This is a genomic window from Streptococcus mitis (assembly GCF_019929545.1).
In the GTDB taxonomy this organism is placed as follows: domain Bacteria; phylum Bacillota; class Bacilli; order Lactobacillales; family Streptococcaceae; genus Streptococcus; species Streptococcus mitis_BU.
Genome location: NZ_JAHZPT010000009.1, coordinates 21,146 through 40,889, shown reverse-complemented (window position 1 = coordinate 40,889; position 19,744 = coordinate 21,146). Strand labels below are relative to the sequence as shown.

Genomic DNA, 19,744 nt, shown 5'->3' with positions numbered 1-19,744 from the left:
TTTTTCTTACATGTCTAATACTTGTCTTAAATTCACGATACTGGTAAACAAGTGGGTAGCTAGTCCTGCAGCTTGCCCGGCTTCGATATCAATCGGTCGATCACCAATGACAAGCCCTGAACTAATTTGATACTTTTCTCTTAAATAAATCATGGACTCAGGATCTGGTTTTCTCTTAAAGCCTGAGTTAGAAGTCACCACTTCTGTAAAATAAGCTGCTATAGAGGTTTTTTCTAAAATTTCCAAGACCTGATCATTACGATGAGATACCAAAAAATGACGGCCACCTTGATTTGAGATATCTTTCAATAAATCAGAAACTCCATCAAACAAAATCGGATGTTCAAGCTCTCTGGCTTCATTTTCCTTGTATTTTTCTAAAAAATTCTCTAAGTTGGGAGCGAATGTCTCAATCGCAAAATCAGTAGAAACCTTTAAAGCCTGATAGACACTGTCATGGTCTTGTGTGATGCCATACAATGCCAATGTTTCAACAAATGCAGCTGTTGAAGTTTCGTAATTATCCAGTAAAGTTCCACCTAAATCCCAGATATAATCGTGATATTTCATACCCTTCATTATAGCATTTTTTTATGAAAAAAGCGATGATTTCCCTGAGTTTTCCACATAAAAAACGAGAGTTTGACTCCCGTTTTACTGATTTTTACCAAAGACATCTCGATAGAGCATTCCTGTTCGTAAAGTCTCTGCATCTCCTCCTAATTGCTCTACCAGCTCGTAGGCAAAGGCAAGGGCTGTCGAGGGACCTCGACTGGTTGTCAATTGACCATCTACCACTACTGTTTCCTTGACGTAGTGACCATCAAAAATTTGCTCTTGAACACCATCATAACAAGTGTACTGCTTGTTTTTCAATAGCCCTGCTTGATTGAGGGCAATTGGCGCAGCACAAATGGCTGCTAGTTTTTTTCCTTCTTGCTCGAAGCTTTGCAACTCTTGAATCAAGGCCTGATTATCGCGCAAATGTGCAGAACCAGGCATGCCGCCAGGAAGAACAACCATATCATAGTCTGATAAATCACCATCAAAGACACGATCTGCTCTGACTTGGATTGCATGCGAACCAGTCACTTGCTCTTCAAACCCAACCATATCACAAGTGATATTTGCCCGACGCAAAACATCCACAACTGTCAAAGCTTCAATTTCTTCAAAGCCCTGAGCCAACATAACTGCTACTTTTACCATGATTTTCTCCTTATTTGATTTGTTTTAATACAACCTTTTTCCGCTTGAATGGGACTTTTCCGCTCTTTTCTTCAGCTAGATTGGTCTGGTAACTCATAGATAAAAGTAAGCCCACACCAATCAGATTACTGATAATAGCCGATCCCCCTTGAGAAATAAAAGGCAAGGGAATACCCGTCAAAGGAAGCAAACCTGTCACGGCACCGATATTCTCAAAGATATGGAAGAGCAACATCATAATCAAACCTGTGGAAATATAGGTGTAGAACTGGTTATTTGATCTAAGAGTAATCTTCAACATACGGTAAATCAGCATGAGATAAAGGGCGATAACAAGGACAGAGCCAATAAAGCCAAAATCTTCTGCAATGACCGTGAAAATCATATCCGACTCTCTAACTGGAATAAGCAGATTCGAAGCATTAAATCCTTGACCAAATAAGCCACCGCTTCCAATGGCAATCTGTCCTTGAGCCTGTTGGTAAGTAGTTGTTTGGGCAAAGTCAAATGGATTAAGCCAAGCCAAGATACGATTGATTTGGTAGGTCGGCATGCCCAGTTGATGGAGAAAAGCCCGACCGTCCTTGCTGATAAAGATGGCTAGAAAACCAGCAATTCCTGTTACAGCAGTCACAAATACTGGGATAATAATTTTCCAAGAAACGCCCGATAATAAAACGATTCCTGAGAAAATAGCCACAAAAACTAAGGCCGTCCCCAAGTCACTTTGAAGTGCCAAAAGAACTAGGACTGGAATGGTAAAGAGAATCATCCAGAAAATCAACAAGAAGTCCAGCGGAACTGTGCGTCTCCATTCCTTATGTTTTTTGGTAAACTGGACAATCACACGAGCCAACATGAGGATATAGGATATCTTCATAAATTCTGACGGTTGGAACAAGGTAACACCATTTACCGATACCCAGTTTTTGGCACCCGTTGATGCAACTAAGCTTGGATTATAAAAGACAATCGGCAAGACCATAAGTCCCAAGCCTAAAATATATAGAAAGGGTGTCACCTTCCAAAGAAATTCAGTATTAAAGAGCATGACCACAAAACCAATCACAAGCCCCAAGGCAATCCATGCGACCTGCTGTCCTAAAATGGGCAAAATATTGTTTGGATAATCATGACTAACGGCTATATAAATAGCCACCACGCCAATAACCAGTAGAAAAAACACTGGCAAGAGCAAACTATAATCGACTCTAGAGTCGAGAGAACGTTTCATATATACTAACCTTATACTTTCATACAATACTATTTATCAAAGTTCATTTAAAAATTTATCAATAGCCTCATCAACTTCGGATTGAGAGACGGTTTTAACAGTCGCTTCTTTTGCTAGAGAAGTTACAATTTGTTTGCCATATCGCTTTCCGACAATTCTCCTATCCAAAATAAGAGTTAAGGAACGTTGGTGTTCGCGTCTCATACTTCTTCCTAAAGCCTGCTTTAAACGAATAATGGCCATTGGCAATTGATAATCATAAAAGGCATTTTCCCCTTCTTGATTCAGTTCCTGATTAATCTTTTTCGTCAAGGGCTCTTGAGGATTTTGAAAAGGAAGTCTTGGTACAACTTGAATCACAAAAGGATGACTTGAAAAATCAACTCCCTCCCAGAAACTTGCTGCACCAAGCAGGATTTGTTGTTCACCTTTTTCAAAACGTTTCTTAAGCTGATGAACATCCCCATTTTTATACTGGGCCAAGTGGCTAACTGGAAGTAAATCCGATACTGCTAGAAGCATGTCTTTAGCAGTAAAGAGAACTAAAATCGGTTGCTGGAAATCTTGAACATCCATCAGCAAATCAGCTACCTCTTGAGCATAAACTTCTAAGGAGGTTTCTGTTACCAGGGGAAAATCTTTGACCAAGACTACTTCTTGATCCTGTTTTTCCCGAGCTTCAATCTTGACAAATTTGGCTTCAGGATAGCCTAACAGGTCTGCCAAAGAAACTCTCTGACTAATCTCAAGAGTAGCCGACACTCCCAAGACTTGACATGAATTAGGTACTAAAGAAGATAGGAGAATACGACCTGATTTTGTAGAAGAAATCTGAATTTTCTTTTGACTCGTTTCAATTGCTTCAAGCCAGTAATCTCGGTCAGCTGTAAAATAGCGAACCAACTCCTCAAAGCCTTCTACCTCTAATTCTGAAAAATATTGATGGAGATTGACCAGAGAATCTAAGATATTTTTCCTAGATTTTCCAGACTGAAATTGTTCAATCAAGTAGAAGCACTCAAAGCGAATACTTTCTAATATTCGTTGTTGAATCCTGTTTTCTTCTCCTACTAAAGCCTTATCAAGCAATTCGATAATAGACTGGATATCATAAGTCTCTTGAAGCAGATTTTCTAGAGCTAACAAAATCTTTTGAACTTCATCAATAATCAATAAACGGTCACTGACAAATTCAGGATTATCTTCAAGTCTGGTTACAAGATAGGCATGATTGGTCACTAAAAGCTTGCAGATTTGTGCCCTTTCTTGACTACGTTTCCAAAAATCTTCCGTCACAAATAAGCTTTGAGATGATAAATTTCCGTCATGACGAAGGTCTGTCAGAAAATGTTGGTAACGGTAGAGTTGCCCGATTTCATCCAAATCTCCTGTCTCTGTCTCAGTTAGCCAGACCAAGAGTTGCATTTTAAAGCGTCTAAATAAGCGATTTTCATCATTTTCCTGCAAGGAACGATAAAAGGCATCCAACTTCAGATAATTGTGTGGTCCCTTTAAACTATGAATATCTATATGGAACACTTCCTTGAGGCGTTTACCTTCTTCTTCCATGATCTGATTTTGAAGAATCTTTGTCGGAACACTAAGAACAATTTGATGCTCTTTGGCTTGAGATAAAGCGGGTAAGAGATAGCCATAGGTTTTCCCAATTCCAGTCGGTGCTTGAATCAAAGAGACAGGCTCATCTTTCAATAGCAAGCCAACCTCTTTAGCAAAACTTTCTTGTCGTTCCCTCACTTCAAGGTTCAACAAAGAAATATTTTTAGAAAAATCCTGAGATAGTTTTCGTGACTCCAGGGGAACTCCAGTTTTCTTGAAATATAGTCCTTGAACTTCAACCAAGTCTGGAGAACTAAGGATAGATTGGTTTCGAAAAATTTCCTCAATAACCATGTAGGACTCGTATAGGAGGGCATCAGCCATTTTCAGCAAGCGTTCCAAGAGTCCTTTAGGAAGTTGGGCCATCTTTTCTCGTAAAAAAAGAAGTAATTCCGCTGTAGCTTGGGCATCTGAAAGGGCTGTGTGAGCATGTTTTAGAGGAATTCCTAATTCTCGACACAATATCGGCAAACTATATTTTTCCAGTTCAGGGAAAAAGACCTGGGCCAATTCGACCGTGTCAACACGAGGATTTCTTAGCTCATAGCCTTCAAAAAATAAATTTTCCGCCAAGAGATTGGCATCAAACTGAACATTATGGGCTACAAAAATCCCATCCTCCACCAAGTCAAAGATTTTTCTAGCAACTTGCGAAAAATCAGGTGCTTGCGCCAGACGTTGGTCAGTCAGTCCTGTCAGTTCTTTGATATGACCATCCAAAGGTTCATGTGGATTGACATCCGTCGTATAGTGATCGACGATTTTTCCGTCCTCAATCACAACAATTCCCACTTGGATAATTTTAGCCTTACTACCTGTGCTAGTTGCCTCTAAATCAACCACAACATAGCGATTACCAATCGTTTTCATTATAAAAAATTATACCAAAAAAAGGGCCATTTGGCACCTGCAAACATAAGATAATTTTCAAACTCGAGAAGGTTACTTGTATTAAAAATTCCAGCAAACAGAGCATCCTAGCCTACTTATTTTTTGAAAATATTGGAGAATAAGAAAAATTGAGAGAAGAAATGTTTGCATCTTCCTTCTCTCAACGAATCATTTACTTTATTTAACCATGTCAGGATCGTAGTCATAAAATCCTGTATCAAGGAAACGGTTTTTAGGGTGAAGTTTACGAACTTCTTCATCCAGCAAGAAAGCTTGGTCATGGCTAAAGTTACCCTCTTGAATCAAACTGCGCGCTTGGATAAAGAGTTTTGCAATCTCAACAAAGTTCTGACCTGGAGTGTAGAGCCCTTCTAGTTTCCAGTGAGTGAAACCATGCTCCACCAATTCTGTCAATTTGGTCATCAAATCAAGGTCATTGTTGGCAAAGATGTGGGTCCCATGATTGTCTTCAAAAATGGAATAGTGGCTCTCTGGGTCACTCGGTTCAGCCAAGAAGAGATCACGTTTACGCGTCTTTTCATCATCGATATGCGTAAAGTTATAGTAGTTTTGCAAGAGTGGACGTTTAGAATGGTGAATAACACTAGCACCATAAACCAAAACTTCAGCAGGAATTTCCAAAATCTCAGGCATCTTGAAGAGCTCAGCAGATGGAATTTCACGCGCCAAAACAGCCTCAGATGCGCCAGCCTTTTGTCCCCAGAAGTTAATCTGGCGACTGCTAGTTACCATAGTCGAAGCATCGTAGATGGTCTTAAAGGAATAACCATCACGGTTGACCACGTAAAAGACACCTGCATCCCCAATCGTAATGTAGTCTGTCTTGATTTCTTCCAAGAAATCGAGGAAAGGTTTGATACGATCCATCATATCTTGGTGCATGAGGGCATTGACTGCAACAATCAATTCCTTACCAGCTTTGTGAACCACCTTAGCGATTTCACGCAATTGGTCATGACTAAAGGTTGTTGGCAGACGAAGGCCAAAATCTTTCTCACCAACATAGATACGGTCTACGCCAGCCTCGAGCAGTTGTTCAACTTGTTCAATACTTTCAGCAGTTGCTGTAATGATAATCTTTTCCATAAGAAAAATTATACCACATTTCTGGAAAATCAGCCATTCTTTAAAAATGAAAAGGGACTTTATTCTTATTGTAACCTTTCTGTAATAATTCTCTGCTGAAAAAATGATAAAATAGGTATGTACTGTTAAGGAGAGAATAATGCCCGTAAGAAAATTACAATCCTATGAGGTAGACTATCAAGAAGAATTAAGCCAGCAGGTTCCTCGCTATCAAGATTATACACCTGAAGCACAATCTGATGCCAATCTCAAGGAAATCCTATTTTTTGTTAATATCGCTGTTTTTTGTATCTGTATTGCTATCTTTAGTTTTATCTTTTTAGCATTAAAATTATCAACTGCTCTTGCCTTTGCCGCAGCAATCGGATCCAGCTTACTTGTTTTAAAAGTTCAACGGTCTATTATCAAACGAAAACGTAGAAGATAAATCCAAAATATCGCCCCAACTGGAGCGATATTTTTATTTTTTCTTTTTAGATGGTGTGTGGATGGCTATCTTCACTTCAAAGATTGTTCCCTTTGGTTTATTATCTTTAACAGTAATGGTTCCTTTTAGGGCATCTACAATTTGCTTGGCTAAGGATAATCCTAAACCAAAGCCACCTTTTTGACGAGTTCTAGCCTTGTCCACTCGATAAAAGCGGTCAAAAATTTTCTTCTTATCTTCTGAGGAAATACCAACTCCGTTATCCGAAACCAGTAAATACAGATTACGATCAGTCGCTGAAATCACAAAATCAATTTCACCATCCTCTTCAGTATACTTGACAGCATTATCAAATAGGATGGTCATCAGTTGTTTCAAAAGGAGCTGATCTGTGACAATCGTTCGATGGATACGATTTTCAAAACGGAAGACACGGTCATTTTCCGAAGCAATCATCTCATAATTTGTGAAAGTTGTATTAAAAAAGCTAGTTGGAACTTCTCCAAGTTCTGGCTTAATCCCATCATCTCTACGTGCTAAGTTCAGCAAGTTTGTCGTCAAAAACCGCATATTTCGGACTTCTTCCAAACTAGATGCAATGCTTTCGCTCACATCCATAATGGTAGCTTCTGGCTTACGGAAAAGGGTTTCTAAGCGATTTTGCAAAACAGCAAGTGGAGTTCGTAACTCATGACTGGCATTTTCCACAAAGGACTGTTGCTTCTGCATGCTCTCAAGCAGGGGCCGAACACTGACCCTAGCTAGATAGAGACTGGCAAGCAAAGACAGAATCCAGAAACTTGCCATCACAACCACAATCAATCGCTCATGCTTTTGACTAGCTTGCTCCAACTGACTGGTATTAATCAAGACAGCCGCATACTTGATATTGGTTGAAACAGAACTGATATTGGTTTCCATCAAAATCATGCGATAGATTTCTTCCTGTCCATAGCTATTAAAAACCTGAATCTGGTAGATATGTCCTAGTTCTTTTTTCTCTAACTTAATCTTATCCAATCCCAAAAATCTATTTCCAGAAAGGAGCTGAGTGAAATTCTTATCAAAAAGAATAACCTCTGTATTGGAACTAACATTGGGTTTTACATCAGTCTTACTAGTATCTGTAGCCGCATTCTCCAAATCTTTAATCTCTTCTGTCGCCCTATTTAACGCCAACTGAATAACTGCCTGAGGATTGTTGCTCAAGCCATGAAGCTTATCATCCACCGAAGTATAGAGACTCGAATGCATGACCTGCAAAATAATCAAGGTCATGGTGGAGAAAATCAGAGTGAAGACACCAAAGTTGCGGATAAAATAACTAAAGTCATCCGCATACCATGTTTTTTTTAGTTTACTGAACATCTTTTAAAATATACCCAACACTGCGCAAGGTTTGCAAATTCTCTGCAAAAGTGGTTTCTTTTAATTTCTTACGGACTTTTGAAACATAAACTTCTACAACTGAAATCGTTGTGTCACTATCAAATCCCCATAGACGATCAAAAATCTGAGTCTTAGGCAAAATAACATTTTGATTTTGAAGAAAATAAACCAGTAAATCGAACTCTTTCCCCAGCAATTCGACTGGATTATCTTCAACCTTAACGGTATTTGTTGACAAATTAACTACAATATTTCCATAAGTCAAGGTATTTTCATTAAACTTACCTGAACGTTTGAGAAGGGCTTGAATCCGCATTTTGAGTTCTTCTAGGTAGAAAGGTTTGGTCAGATAATCATCTGCTCCTAGTTCAAAACCATGTCCCTTGTCATCCAAACTTTCCTTGGCAGTCATGATCAGAACTGGAGTCGTAATTCCCTTTTCACGCAATTCTTTCAAGACTTGGAAGCCATTTTTTTCAGGTAACATTAAATCGAGCAAAATCAAGTCATAGACGCCACTTTCAGCTTCGTAGAGACCTTCTTCCCCATCAAATACCTGCATGACATCTGCAAAATCGTCTAAAAAGTCAAATACTGAATTTGACAGGCCTAGGTCATCCTCAACTAATAAAATTTTTATCATGAGAAACTCCTCCTTATTAGAACCATTATACCAAATTTGCCTTAAAAAAAACTCAACTCCCTCTTACTTTAAGAGAGAAAGTTGAGTTTTTATTATTTTACGAATGTTTAAGCTTTCCCATATGGAAGAACGACTGCTTCCACTACAGCTTTTTCACGGTTAATCAAGTCAACACGCGCTGCAATTTCCTTGATTCCCATACCGATGTTACGGCTGAGAGCAAGGTCAGAAAGTTGTGGCTCAAAGAATTCCTTGTATTCTACAAAGCGTTGCTGAGTCTTAAATACGTGAGCAGGAAGAATAACAAAACTATCAAAGCTCATATCTCCTCCAAGAGCTGCCTTAATCCAATCCCAGTTTTCACGCGCCCAAGACCAAGCTGTTTCCTGAGTTGCTTGATGAGATAGGAAATGATTATACCAAGCTGACAAGTCTTGTGGTTTAACCACAAATTTGTCCTTCCAAGAAGCAATCAAGGTTTGGATATTGTCCGCATCTTTACTGTAGGCAAGAGCTCCTGCTAACTGGCGTTTAAAAACAGCATCTGTTGCGTGAGTATAAGTATCAAGATAAAGTGCTAACAAATCTTTGGTCTCGTGATGTTTCATTTCATTGATTAGGACTTGGGAACGAATTGCTGCTGGAAGTCCTGCAAGCTGATCCTTGTGAGCCGCGAAGATTTGGCTAGCGACTTGGCTAGCTTCTGAATCATTTGAGCGAATCATCATGGAAATGGTCAACTGACGAACCAATTCGTCTTCATCTGATTCACCATCTTTAGCTTCAAAACCAAGACGGTCATAGTTATGACGAGCCAATTTAGCAACCAGACTGTTAAAGACTTTCTCAGTTTCTGTACCTTCATCGATAAAGCGCTCAAGGGCAGAAATCACTTGAGAAACAGCTGAAACGACAAGGTAAGATTCTTCTTTAGCAAGTTTATCAAGGACTGGGAGCAAGTCAGCATAAGAAATGTGCCCCGCTTCAGCAAGCAAACGACGTTCTTGAACGATTTGAAGTTTACTTGTGTTATCAAGCTCAACTAGGTCAGCAAGAACAGCATCTAACAAGTCTCCTTGATAGTCTGTAATATAGTGGGCTGTATTTTCAGTATTGAAACGAAGAGCTCCATCATTTTCAGCAAGAAGGGCTGCGTAGCCAGGAATTTCGATGCTTTCAGTTTCGAGTGTATCAGGCAAGCCTTTCCAGTTACTATTGAGTGGCACAACCCAGAGACGGTTTTTGTCTTCGTGCTCACCGATAAAGAATTGTTTTTGTGAAATCTTCAAGACATCATTTTCAACTTTGACAGTGAGAACTGGATAACCAGGTTGTTCCAACCAAGAATCCATGAAGGCTGCGACATCACGTCCAGACGCTTGACCAAGAGCATCCCAAAGGTCACGACCAATGGTATTGCTGTATTGATGTTTTTCAAAGTAAGCGTGCAAACCTTTAGCGAAATCAGCATCTCCTAGCCAACGACGAAGCATGTGCATGAGACGGCTTCCTTTGGCATAGACGATAGCTCCGTCAAAGAGCGTATTGATTTCATCTGGATGTTTAACTTCGACGTGAACAGACTGAACACCATCAGTCGCATCACGTTTCAAGGCAGACGGAACACCACCTGTTTGGAAATCTTCAAAGATATTCCAGCTTGGTTCAATAGCATCTACACAGACGTACTCCATCATGTTAGCAAAGCTTTCATTGAGCCAAAGATCATCCCACCATTTCATAGTTACCAGGTTACCAAACCATTGGTGAGCCAATTCATGTGCCACAACAAGGGCAACTTGTTGACGGCTAGCAAAGGTTGAGTTTTCATCCACAACCAAGTAAACTTCGCGGTAAGTTACGAGACCCCAGTTTTCCATAGCACCTGATGAAAAATCAGGGAGGGCGATATGAAGAGATTGAGGAATTGGGTACTTAACTCCATAGTAATCTTCGTAAAACTCGATAGAGCGAACAGCGATGTCCAGTGAGAAATCAAGGTTAGATAGTGGGTGGGCTTTGGTTGAGTAGACACCTACAAGGGTACCGTTTTTAGTTTTAGCCGTTACACCTTGCAAATCACCAGCAACAAAGGCTAACAAGTAAGAAGACATGCGAGGTGTTGTCTCAAACTTCCAGATACCTGTTTCCTTACGTTTCTCAACATCGATTTCTGGCATATTAGACAAGGCCAATTCACCTTCTGCTTGGTCAAAACGTAAAGAGAGGTCAAAAGTTGCTTTAGCTTCTGGCTCATCCACACATGGGAAGGCTTCGCGCGCAAAATGGCTCTCGAACTGAGTAGACAAGACTTCCTTCTTGACACCATCAACTGTGTAGTATGAAGGGTAAATTCCTGTCATATTGTCTGTGATTTTTCCTGAAAAAGTAATAACCAATTCAACTTGACCAGCCTCAGCCAATTCGATATGAAGAGCTTCATTGTCATGGTCAACTGTGAATGGACGAGCTTCCCCTGCAACTTCTACAGAAGCGATTTCCAAGTCTTTTTGGTGAAGGGAAATACGGTCACTCTGTGCTTGACCAGCGATGGTCACCTTCCCTGAAAACGTCTTGGTCTCACGACTCAAGTCTAAAAATAAATCATAATGTTCAGGAACAAATTGCTTAATAAAATGTTCAACTGCTTGCATAGTTTTCTCCTATTCTAAGTTTAAGAGCTAGAGCTCTTCTTCAAACAAACTTATTATATCATGTTTTGCCTGAGAAAAAAGGATTGGACGGTGATTTCCAAAACTTTCTTCCGTCTAACAGTCTACAGTGGGTAGACCTTGCGAAATTCTTCTAAAACAACCTTGCTTTCAGGTGTAAAAGTCAGTCCTGCTTCACCCAAACAGTCTGTGAAAAAGTCCTCATGAACCTGACGCCAATAGGCTAGGGATTTGTCTCCTTCCCCTTCCTTAAATGCATGTTGAGCAGAAACTTGATTGAAGGGCTGGACAGAAACCTTTGTAATTTCGATAATACAGACAGCCCGATCTTGGCTATCTAAAATGATATCGAAGGTGCCTTCTTGCGGAAGAAGTTCGCTTTCTAGTGCGTAGAGAGCATAGGCTGATGCTGTTGCTGTTTTTTCGCCTTTTAAAACCAAATCTGCCAAGAGATCGGCTTCCACTCCAAAAGCCCAAGCATCTATCTCATCTCCGATAGAAGGGTTGATTTGCTTATAGACATTCCACATTTCTTGCGGTGTCATGGGTGCTCCTTTGTAATTTTTTACTTTCTTCTTTTATGTGTTTAAGATGATCTGGATGGTCAATTTCTAAATCAAAAATCTCTAGAATAGAACTGTAGTGAATAATGCACTTGATACTCAACTGATTCATTTTTTGTATGAAAGAATCATTCAGATAGCCTGCTACAGCAAAGTCAATCTTTTTCATCCTTGCTTTATCCTGCATATCTCTTAGCATATCTAACATAATTGGACTTTCCATATCATGCCATTGACTGTTTCTCACAGTGGCAAAAATAAAAGAAGTCAAATCATTCATTCCAACTACAATCTTTGAAATGCCCGTTTCCAGTATCCTATCTAAGTCAAAATACGCTGACGGCAATTCAATCATTGTGCCGATTTTCCCAGTAAAACCCTGCTGACGCAATACTGTAATAGCTTGCTTTAACTGCTCAGCATCATTGACAAAAGGAAAGATAATAGATAGATTGGGATTATTTTGATAAACTTCTGTAACGACATGTGCTTCAGCCTGAAATTCATCCGGACACGCCAGCAAACGCCTAGTTCCTCTATATCCAAATAAGGGATGATTTTCATCAAAATACTCTTTAGTCCCCTTTAGACAATTAGCTTCTGTATTCGTTAATTCAGAAAAACGATACCATACCTCTTCATCTGAGTACAAGAAGCAAATAGTGTTTAGATAATCTTTTACAAATTCCTGACAACTTGGTAACAGGATGTTTTGGTTGATCTCTCTCGACAAATACTCCCCACGAATCATTCCAATGTGGTGAAATAGTTGTGGGTAAACTTTTTCAAGAATTTTTTCTCCACTAAGGGCAAGTTGGTTTCTCATCATTCACCTTCCAATTCATGTAAGAAGTCTTGTCCAGTTCTGGAAATCCTAATAATTCAGTCTTAACCTTCAAGACTAATGGCGATGCATTTTCTTCTGTGATTTTTTGAATATCCATCCAAACATATCCCAGCGAATCATTCGCACCATCAGATACAGCTTCCGAAATCGTAACTTGAGGTGCCTCCTCATTCATTTCAACATCATACAAGGCCATGACATGGTGAACCATAACATTTTTTAATTCTTCCCTGACAAAAATATCGTAGATTCGAGGATTGGAGTAGCTTCTAACAGCATATCCCGTCTCTTCCATAACTTCTCTAGTCAGCGTTTCCGTCAGTCCTTCACCAAGTTGCTGTCTGCCTCCAGGTAGATCATACCGATGTCGATAAGGGCCTCTCGTTTTTTCAATGCAGAGTAACTTCCCATTTTCAAAGCAAACAGCGTAGACTCCAAAGTGTCTTTTGATTTCCATCAGATCCTCCTACTTCAAAGACCATCCGCCATCTATTGTCAGAATTTGTCCTTGCATGGCACTCGCTTTCCCACTTGCTAAGAAAAGGCTAATCTCTGCTATTTCCTCTGGCTCAATCCAGCGCTTGATTGGTGTTTCACTATCAACCCAGTCAGCCAATCCACCTGGCTCAAAGTCCGCAGCAGTCATAGCTGTCTTGACTGCTCCCGGAGCGATACCAAAGATCTGAATCCCAGCTCCAGCATAGTCTAGAGCCAACTGCTTGGTAAATCCAGCCAAAGCATGCTTAGATGAAGTATAGGCGTGTCCACCGCCACCTGCTAGGCTAGAAGCAATGGAGCACATATTGATAATGATTCCTTTTTTATTCTCCAGCATTTGTGTCAAATAATGCCGAGTCAACTCTACTGGAGTCACGTAGTTGATTTCAAAAATCTCTTGAATTTCCTGCGCTGATTGTTCCAATAGGGGTTTGTAATCATCCAAAACTCCAGCAGTATTGCACAAAACATCAACCTGAGGACACCAATCAAAAATAGGCTCCAAGTTCAAGGTCAAATCTCTCTGTAAAAAGTGGAAATCACCCTCTAAGAGTGGATTTTCACCTTGGTCAACTCCATAAACTTGATAGTCCTTCTCTAAAAAAAGTCGAGCCTGAGCCAGGCCGATCCCTGAACTCACTCCCGTAATCAATACACGTCTAGTCATGCACTTCTACCCAATCCGTCGCCAAAACATCACAAGGTGTCGGACTCCACATGGAAAAACCTTCTCCCTCCCCAGAAACGTTGATTAGGAAATAAGGTGTCACTTCAAGTGCAACCCCATTTTGCTCGATGGTGTCAAAAAGTTGGACATAGTTTTCAGCACCTCCCCAACCAGTACGTACATATTTTTTCTTAGCCTTTAATCCAGGCAGGATCTCTTCAAATGTCATGTTTTTCTCCTTTAATATCAATAATTCTCCCCTTCATTATAACAAAAAAACCGCTTTAAAACGGCTTTTTGACTGTGATTTATTTACATCTGCTTCTACTTACGGCAAATTATTCCCTGCTGCAAGATAAATTTCATACCATTCTTTTCTTGTTAAGCTAAAGTTTGCCGCTTGGCTAACTTCTCTCAAGTGATTAGGATTTGTGGTACCTACGACTGCCTGCATTTTTGCTGGATAACGCAATATCCAAGAAATGGCAATAGTTGAAGAGGTTACTCCATATTTAATAGCTAAACGATCAAGTACTTGATTTAAAGCTTGAAATTTCTCATTTCCAACAAAATTCCCTTTAAAATACCCAAATTGTAAGACAGACCATGCTTGAATGACCACATCGTGTAATTTGCAATATTCAAAAATGCTGCCATCTCGCATAGCTGCTTGACTATCTTCCATATTAACATGAAAACCTGATTCGAATCCTGGTGTAAAAGTCGCACTCAATTGTAGCTGATTAACAGCTAACGGCTGCTTGACATCTTTTTTAAGCAACTCCATCATCATAGGATTTTGATTAGAAACTCCAAAATTTCGAACCTTACCTTGTTTATAAAGGAGATCAAAGGCTTCTGCTACTTGGTCAGATTCCATCAAAGCATCTGGTCGATGAAGGAGCAAGCTATCTAGATGATCTATCTTCAATCTTTGCAAAATTCCGTCAACTGATTTTATAATATAGTCCTTAGAAAAATCAAAATAGGTAAATTCTTCAATGCGAATTCCACATTTTGACTGAATCCACATCTCTTCTCTTAAATCTTGACGATTTTTTAGGACAAGACCTAACAGTTCTTCACAACGACCACGACCATAAATATCAGCCAAGTCAAAAGCATTGATTCCAACAGACAGTGCTGTTTCTACAAGCTCTTCAACTTCTTTTACAGACTTATCTTCTATTCTCATCATTCCGAGAACAATTTCTGATAATTCTTTGTCACCTTGACCAAGAGTTATGTATCTCATCAAATTTTTCTCCTTTGATTCTACATTCTTCAATTAATTATAACAAAAAACCGCTTTGCAACGGCTTTTTGACTATATTTCACTCCATGTTATCTTCTTAAACCCACGGAACAAGAGAAAAATACCAATAAAAAGAACAGCTAAAGGAATGAATTTTGTAAGGAAAACATTTGAAATTCCCATCCACTCATAGTAACGAAGCAGAGAACCTACCACAAGATGGGCAACAATCATACTGACAAAGGGACGAAAGACCGCTTCTTTCCAATTCCAAATACTGATGACTAGAGAAAGCGTAAAAACAAGGAAACTATCCCAGGGAGCAGGAAGATAAAAGGCTCCTTCTTGTATAAAACTTCCCATTCCTACATATCCTAGAACGACTAGCAGAACAAGAATTCCAACGACAATATAAGTGCCAATTTTCATCTTAGGAGAATCTTGGACTAGCCCCCAACGTAAGATTGTGGCCACAAGTCCAAATCCAATCAGAAAAAGAAGAAGTTGCCCTAAAAATGTGAGCAAATTGACTGTTAAGAGAGAACCTTTAGAAAAATCACTTAGTAGTTGATAATAACGTAATACCGCTAGGACAAGAATTGGCGTCAAAAGGGACTCCTTGGTAGAACTGCGAGGTGCTTCCTTGAGCATCTCTTTCATTATTTTTTTAGGATTCTTACCTAGATAATCCTCTGCACTCATGCCATCTCGTTCTGCTTCTGAGAAATCTAGCATCATCAAATAGATCTGCTCTCTGAGGTAGTCCTCATCATAGAGAAATCCAGCAAGATTAAAACTATCCCACAGTTCCTCAAAATACTGCTAATTGTCCTCAGAAAACTGATGCAACAAAGCGCTTGTTTCTTCATAATATTTCATTTTCGTCATGGTTTACCCTCCATTCTTAATTCCTTCTACTTTTTGACTCAAATCGTCCCATTGTTGCCAAAAGACCGAAACACGCTCTTCTCCTTCTTTCGTTAACGAAAAATACTTCCGATCTGGACCATCTGGCGACGGGCGCATATCGCCTCTTATCCATTGATTTTTTTCTAACTTTTGCAACAAAGGATAAATAGTTCCTGGAACTATAGTGTCAAATCCAGCCTCTCGCAAAGTCTGAACTAACTCATAACCATACCGCTCTTTTTGACCAATCATATCCAAGACACAACCTTCAAGAACACCTTTTAATAGTTGAGTTTCCTTCATCCCTTCCCCCTTCTATCTATTTTGTAATACCTACTAGTAGATTCATCTATAGTATACTACTTCTAGACTAGTTTGTAAAGCATAATAGTTAAATAAAAAACAGAACTAGCATGAACTAGTCCTGTATACTTTTACCCAATCACACTTCCATTCGGTACAGCTGGATCAACTGTGAGAAGGGTTAATTTCCCATCATGTTCAGCTGAGAGAATCATCCCTTGGCTGACATATTTCTTCATCATTTTACGAGGTTTGAGGTTAGCAACGATTTGGACTTTCTTGCCGACCAATTCTTGTTCGTTTGGATAGAATTTTGCAATTCCTGAGAGAATTTGACGATCTTCTCCATCACCAGCATCCAAGCGGAATTGAAGCAACTTATCTGAACCTTCTACTTTAGACACTTCTTTGACTTCTGCGACACGGATTTCGACCTTGTCAAAGTCTTCAAACTTGATTTCTTCCTTATTGAGTTTGAGTTCAACTTCGTCTGGATTCCATTCTTTTTCGACTGCTGGTTTGTTACCTTCCATTTGTTCCTTGATATAGGCGATTTCTTCTTCCATATCCAAACGTGGGAAGATTGGTGTTCCTTTGGCAACGACAGTGACACCTGCAGGAAAGTCAGCCAAGCTCAAGTTCTCAAGGCTAGCAACTTCTGCTAAACCAAGTTGAGTCAAAACTGCACGACTGGTTTCCATCATAAATGGCTCAATCAAGTGAGCAACGACGCGAAGGCTGGCTGCCAAGTGGCTCATAACACTTGCCAATTGATCGCGTAGTGCTTCATCCTTTGCCAATACCCATGGAGCTGTCTCGTCTATGTATTTGTTAGTACGAGAGATAAGGGTCCAGACTGCTTCAAGTGCACGTGGGTAGTCAACTGCTTCCATGTAGGTTTGGTAGTCAGCGATTGATTGTTCTGCAACGTCAGCAAGAGCATGGTCAAACTCTGTTACACCTTCTACATAGGCAGGGACTTGCCCGTCAAAGTACTTATTAATCATAGAAACCGTACGGTTGAGGAGGTTTCCAAGGTCATTGGCCAATTCGTAGTTGATACGGCCTACATAGTCTTCAGGAGTGAAGGTTCCGTCTGAACCAACTGGAAGGCTACGCATGAGGTAGTAACGAAGTGGATCTAGACCATAACGTTCTACCAACATTTCAGGGTAAACGACATTCCCTTTAGATTTAGACATTTTGCCGTCTTTCATGACGAACCAACCGTGAGCAATCAAACGATCTGGCAATTTGATATCTAACATCATAAGAAGGATTGGCCAGTAGATTGAGTGGAAACGAAGGATGTCTTTTCCTACCATGTGGAAGACTGTTCCATTCCAGAATTTGTCAAAGTTACCATGTTCATCTTGACCGTAGCCAAGAGCTGTCGCATAGTTAAGAAGGGCATCAATCCAAACATAGACAACGTGTTTTGGATTAGATGGCACTGGCACACCCCATGTAAAGGTTGTACGAGAAACTGCCAAATCTTCCAAACCTGGCTCGATGAAGTTACGAAGCATTTCATTCAGACGACCATCTGGAGTGATAAATTCAGGATGAGCTTTGAAAAATTCTACTAGACGATCTTGGTACTTGCTAAGACGAAGGAAATAAGACTCTTCAGATACCCATTCCACTTCGTGACCTGATGGAGCGATACCACCAGTCACATTTCCAGCTTCGTCACGGAATACTTCTGCAAGCTGGCTTTCTGTAAAGAATTCCTCATCTGATACTGAATACCAGCCAGAGTATTCACCTAAATAGATGTCATCTTGAGCCAGCAAGCGTTCAAAGACTTGTGCGACAACTTTTTCATGGTAGTCATCAGTTGTACGGATGAATTTATCGTATGAGATATCGAGTAATTGCCAGAGTTCTTTAACTCCAACTGCCATCCCATCAACATAAACTTGAGGTGTGATACCAGCTTCTTCAGCTTTCTGCTGGATTTTCTGACCATGTTCATCAAGACCTGTCAAATAAAAGACATCGTAGCCCATCAGGCGTTTATAACGTGCTAGGACATCACAAGCGATGGTTGTGTAGGCAGAACCGATATGAAGTTTACCAGATGGGTAGTAAATCGGCGTTGTAATATAAAAATTCTTTTCAGACATAATTTTTCCTTTCCAGGCAAATGAAACCTGTTTTTCTAACACTTCATTATATCACATTTTTAAGGATTTTCGATAGGGAAATCCATACAAAAACAAGATAGACAAGTGTCCATCTTGTTGATCTTATTCATAACGAAGGGCTTCGATTGGATCAAGTTTCGATGCCTTGTTGGCTGGCAAGACTCCAAAAACGATACCCACACTAGCCGAAACTGCAAGACTAAATAGGGCAACTGGAATTGATACTCCCACTTCTATACCCGCAATCAAACCTTGCAAAAGTAGACCAGCTATAGCTGTTAAGCCTGTCGCAATGGTTAGACCAATAACTCCACCAAGCAAGGTCAAAATCATGGATTCAATCAAAAACTGGATTAAAATATTGGCACGCGTTGCACCCAAAGCCTTACGGAGACCAATCTCACGAGTACGCTCTGTCACCGAAACCAGCATGATGTTCATAACACCAGTCCCCCCAACAAAAAGGGAAATTCCTGCAATGGCACTAATAATCGTAGTTATAAAGCCGAACAATTGTTGTACTTCTTGGAAGGCTGCAGTCGCATCTGCCACCTGATACTCCCCTTGCTGAATACCAGCAATTTCGGTCAATTTTCTAGCTAATTCTGGTCCCACAGTTGGTGTCAAACTGGTATCATTAACCCGGAAGACAATATCAGAAATCTCATCCATATTGAAGTTGTTGGCAAGAGAAATATTAGTCGTAATCGGAAGTCCACCAATACCAAAAGTCTTGGCAGTCTTGGCCTCATCGCTGGTATAGACACCAATGACACGATAGCTAAAGCCACCAACATCTATAACCTGGTTAACAGCTTCTTGAGCAGATCCAAACAGACTATTAGCAAGTTCTTGGTCTAGTAAAATGACACTGGCCACATCTTTATAATCCTGAGCTATAAGACTTCGGCCTGCAACAATTTCATTTTCAACCGCCTTCATGTAGGTAATATTCCCACCCGTCAAGCTAGCGCGCTCCACTTTTTTATCTTTATAAGATAAGGTGGTATTCGTTGAGTTGGTTACATAGTAACTATCTACCCCCTTCAGTTTAGCCGCCTCCCTGACCCAAGACTCTTGTGGTTTTGGTGGTTCAACAGGAACTTCCTCTTCTTTCCCAGAAACTGTCAAAGCCGATTGTTTTTGGGTAAAAGAACCGTCTTTACTTTTAATAGGCGAGAAAAAGACATGAATATTCTTCTGTGACTTGGTCATGTTTTTATTGACCTGACGAGACATGGAATCCCCCAGAGCCATAATCACAACAACTGATGAAACACCAATGATAATCCCTATCATAGTAAGAAAAGAGCGCATCTTATGTGCCATGATAGACGAAAAGGCAAATTTCAGATTCTGCATC

General features: G+C 40.0%; 19 protein-coding genes. 1 reads left to right on the top strand and 18 read right to left on the bottom strand.

From position 1 onward, the window contains the following. Window positions 1-6 precede the first annotated feature (6 nt). From K1I71_RS04395 to K1I71_RS04375, 5 genes are all read right to left on the bottom strand, one after another. On the bottom strand, window positions 7-570 hold the full coding sequence (locus tag K1I71_RS04395) for an HAD family hydrolase (RefSeq protein ID WP_004239328.1): 564 nt from the start codon (window positions 568-570) through the stop codon (window positions 7-9). An 84-nt stretch (window positions 571-654) separates the two neighbouring features. After that, window positions 655-1,209: a DJ-1 family glyoxalase III gene (locus K1I71_RS04390; protein ID WP_033688616.1), complete on the bottom strand. Its 555-nt coding sequence runs from the start codon at window positions 1,207-1,209 to the stop codon at window positions 655-657. A 10-nt stretch (window positions 1,210-1,219) separates the two neighbouring features. Further along, window positions 1,220-2,443, bottom strand: coding sequence for an FtsW/RodA/SpoVE family cell cycle protein (locus K1I71_RS04385; RefSeq protein WP_049488527.1), 1,224 nt, complete (start codon window positions 2,441-2,443; stop codon window positions 1,220-1,222). A gap of 36 nt (window positions 2,444-2,479) precedes the next feature. Beyond that, complete coding sequence (locus tag K1I71_RS04380) at window positions 2,480-4,930, bottom strand: bifunctional DnaQ family exonuclease/ATP-dependent helicase (protein ID WP_223330303.1); 2,451 nt, start codon at window positions 4,928-4,930, stop codon at window positions 2,480-2,482. Window positions 4,931-5,128: 198 nt separating this feature from the next. Continuing rightward, window positions 5,129-6,058, bottom strand: a complete 930-nt coding sequence (locus tag K1I71_RS04375; protein ID WP_223330302.1) for a peptidase U32 family protein — start codon at window positions 6,056-6,058, stop codon at window positions 5,129-5,131. Between the two features lie 139 nt (window positions 6,059-6,197). On the opposite strand from K1I71_RS04375, the gene K1I71_RS04370 reads away from it, so the two are divergent. Continuing rightward, window positions 6,198-6,485, top strand: coding sequence for a DUF3270 domain-containing protein (locus tag K1I71_RS04370; RefSeq protein WP_004256528.1), 288 nt, complete (start codon window positions 6,198-6,200; stop codon window positions 6,483-6,485). Between the two features lie 33 nt (window positions 6,486-6,518). On the opposite strand, the gene ciaH is transcribed toward K1I71_RS04370, so the two are convergent. From ciaH to K1I71_RS04305, 13 genes are all read right to left on the bottom strand, one after another. Beyond that, a complete protein-coding gene (ciaH, locus tag K1I71_RS04365; protein WP_223330301.1) occupies window positions 6,519-7,853 on the bottom strand; it encodes a two-component system sensor histidine kinase CiaH in 1,335 nt (444 codons plus the stop codon). Beyond that, the gene (gene ciaR, locus K1I71_RS04360) at window positions 7,843-8,517 is read right to left on the bottom strand and encodes a two-component system response regulator CiaR (RefSeq protein ID WP_125422103.1); all 675 of its coding nucleotides are present in this window, start codon (window positions 8,515-8,517) and stop codon (window positions 7,843-7,845) included. The genes ciaH and ciaR overlap by 11 nt, the downstream gene beginning before the upstream one ends. A gap of 107 nt (window positions 8,518-8,624) precedes the next feature. Further along, window positions 8,625-11,171: a M1 family metallopeptidase gene (locus tag K1I71_RS04355; protein WP_223330300.1), complete on the bottom strand. Its 2,547-nt coding sequence runs from the start codon at window positions 11,169-11,171 to the stop codon at window positions 8,625-8,627. Window positions 11,172-11,293: 122 nt separating this feature from the next. Then, entirely contained in the window at window positions 11,294-11,734 is a 441-nt protein-coding gene (locus K1I71_RS04350; protein ID WP_223330299.1) for an ASCH domain-containing protein, read from the bottom strand. After that, complete coding sequence (locus K1I71_RS04345) at window positions 11,703-12,578, bottom strand: putative PEP-binding protein (protein WP_223330317.1); 876 nt, start codon at window positions 12,576-12,578, stop codon at window positions 11,703-11,705. The genes K1I71_RS04350 and K1I71_RS04345 overlap by 32 nt, the downstream gene beginning before the upstream one ends. After that, window positions 12,556-13,056 (bottom strand): NUDIX hydrolase, encoded by a 501-nt coding sequence (locus K1I71_RS04340; RefSeq protein ID WP_004256498.1) that lies wholly within the window; start codon window positions 13,054-13,056, stop codon window positions 12,556-12,558. The genes K1I71_RS04345 and K1I71_RS04340 overlap by 23 nt, the downstream gene beginning before the upstream one ends. Before the next feature lie 9 nt (window positions 13,057-13,065). Further along, entirely contained in the window at window positions 13,066-13,764 is a 699-nt protein-coding gene (locus K1I71_RS04335) for a 3-oxoacyl-ACP reductase (protein ID WP_223330298.1), read from the bottom strand. After that, window positions 13,757-13,993 carry a DUF2829 domain-containing protein gene (locus K1I71_RS04330; protein ID WP_000141913.1) on the bottom strand — a complete coding sequence of 79 codons (237 nt, stop codon included), beginning with the start codon at window positions 13,991-13,993 and terminating at the stop codon, window positions 13,757-13,759. Before K1I71_RS04330 ends, K1I71_RS04335 begins: the two co-directional genes overlap by 8 nt. A gap of 99 nt (window positions 13,994-14,092) precedes the next feature. Next, on the bottom strand, window positions 14,093-15,019 hold the full coding sequence (locus tag K1I71_RS04325; protein ID WP_223330297.1) for an aldo/keto reductase: 927 nt from the start codon (window positions 15,017-15,019) through the stop codon (window positions 14,093-14,095). Between the two features lie 72 nt (window positions 15,020-15,091). Continuing rightward, window positions 15,092-15,826: a hypothetical protein gene (locus tag K1I71_RS04320; protein WP_223330316.1), complete on the bottom strand. Its 735-nt coding sequence runs from the start codon at window positions 15,824-15,826 to the stop codon at window positions 15,092-15,094. 84 nt (window positions 15,827-15,910) lie between these two features. Then, window positions 15,911-16,231, bottom strand: a complete 321-nt coding sequence (locus K1I71_RS04315) for a PadR family transcriptional regulator (protein ID WP_000665422.1) — start codon at window positions 16,229-16,231, stop codon at window positions 15,911-15,913. Window positions 16,232-16,362: 131 nt separating this feature from the next. Then, entirely contained in the window at window positions 16,363-18,360 is a 1,998-nt protein-coding gene (gene metG / locus K1I71_RS04310) for a methionine--tRNA ligase (RefSeq protein ID WP_223330296.1), read from the bottom strand. A 123-nt stretch (window positions 18,361-18,483) separates the two neighbouring features. Further along, complete coding sequence (locus K1I71_RS04305) at window positions 18,484-19,743, bottom strand: ABC transporter permease (protein ID WP_223330295.1); 1,260 nt, start codon at window positions 19,741-19,743, stop codon at window positions 18,484-18,486. Between the last annotated feature and the right edge of the window lies 1 nt (window position 19,744).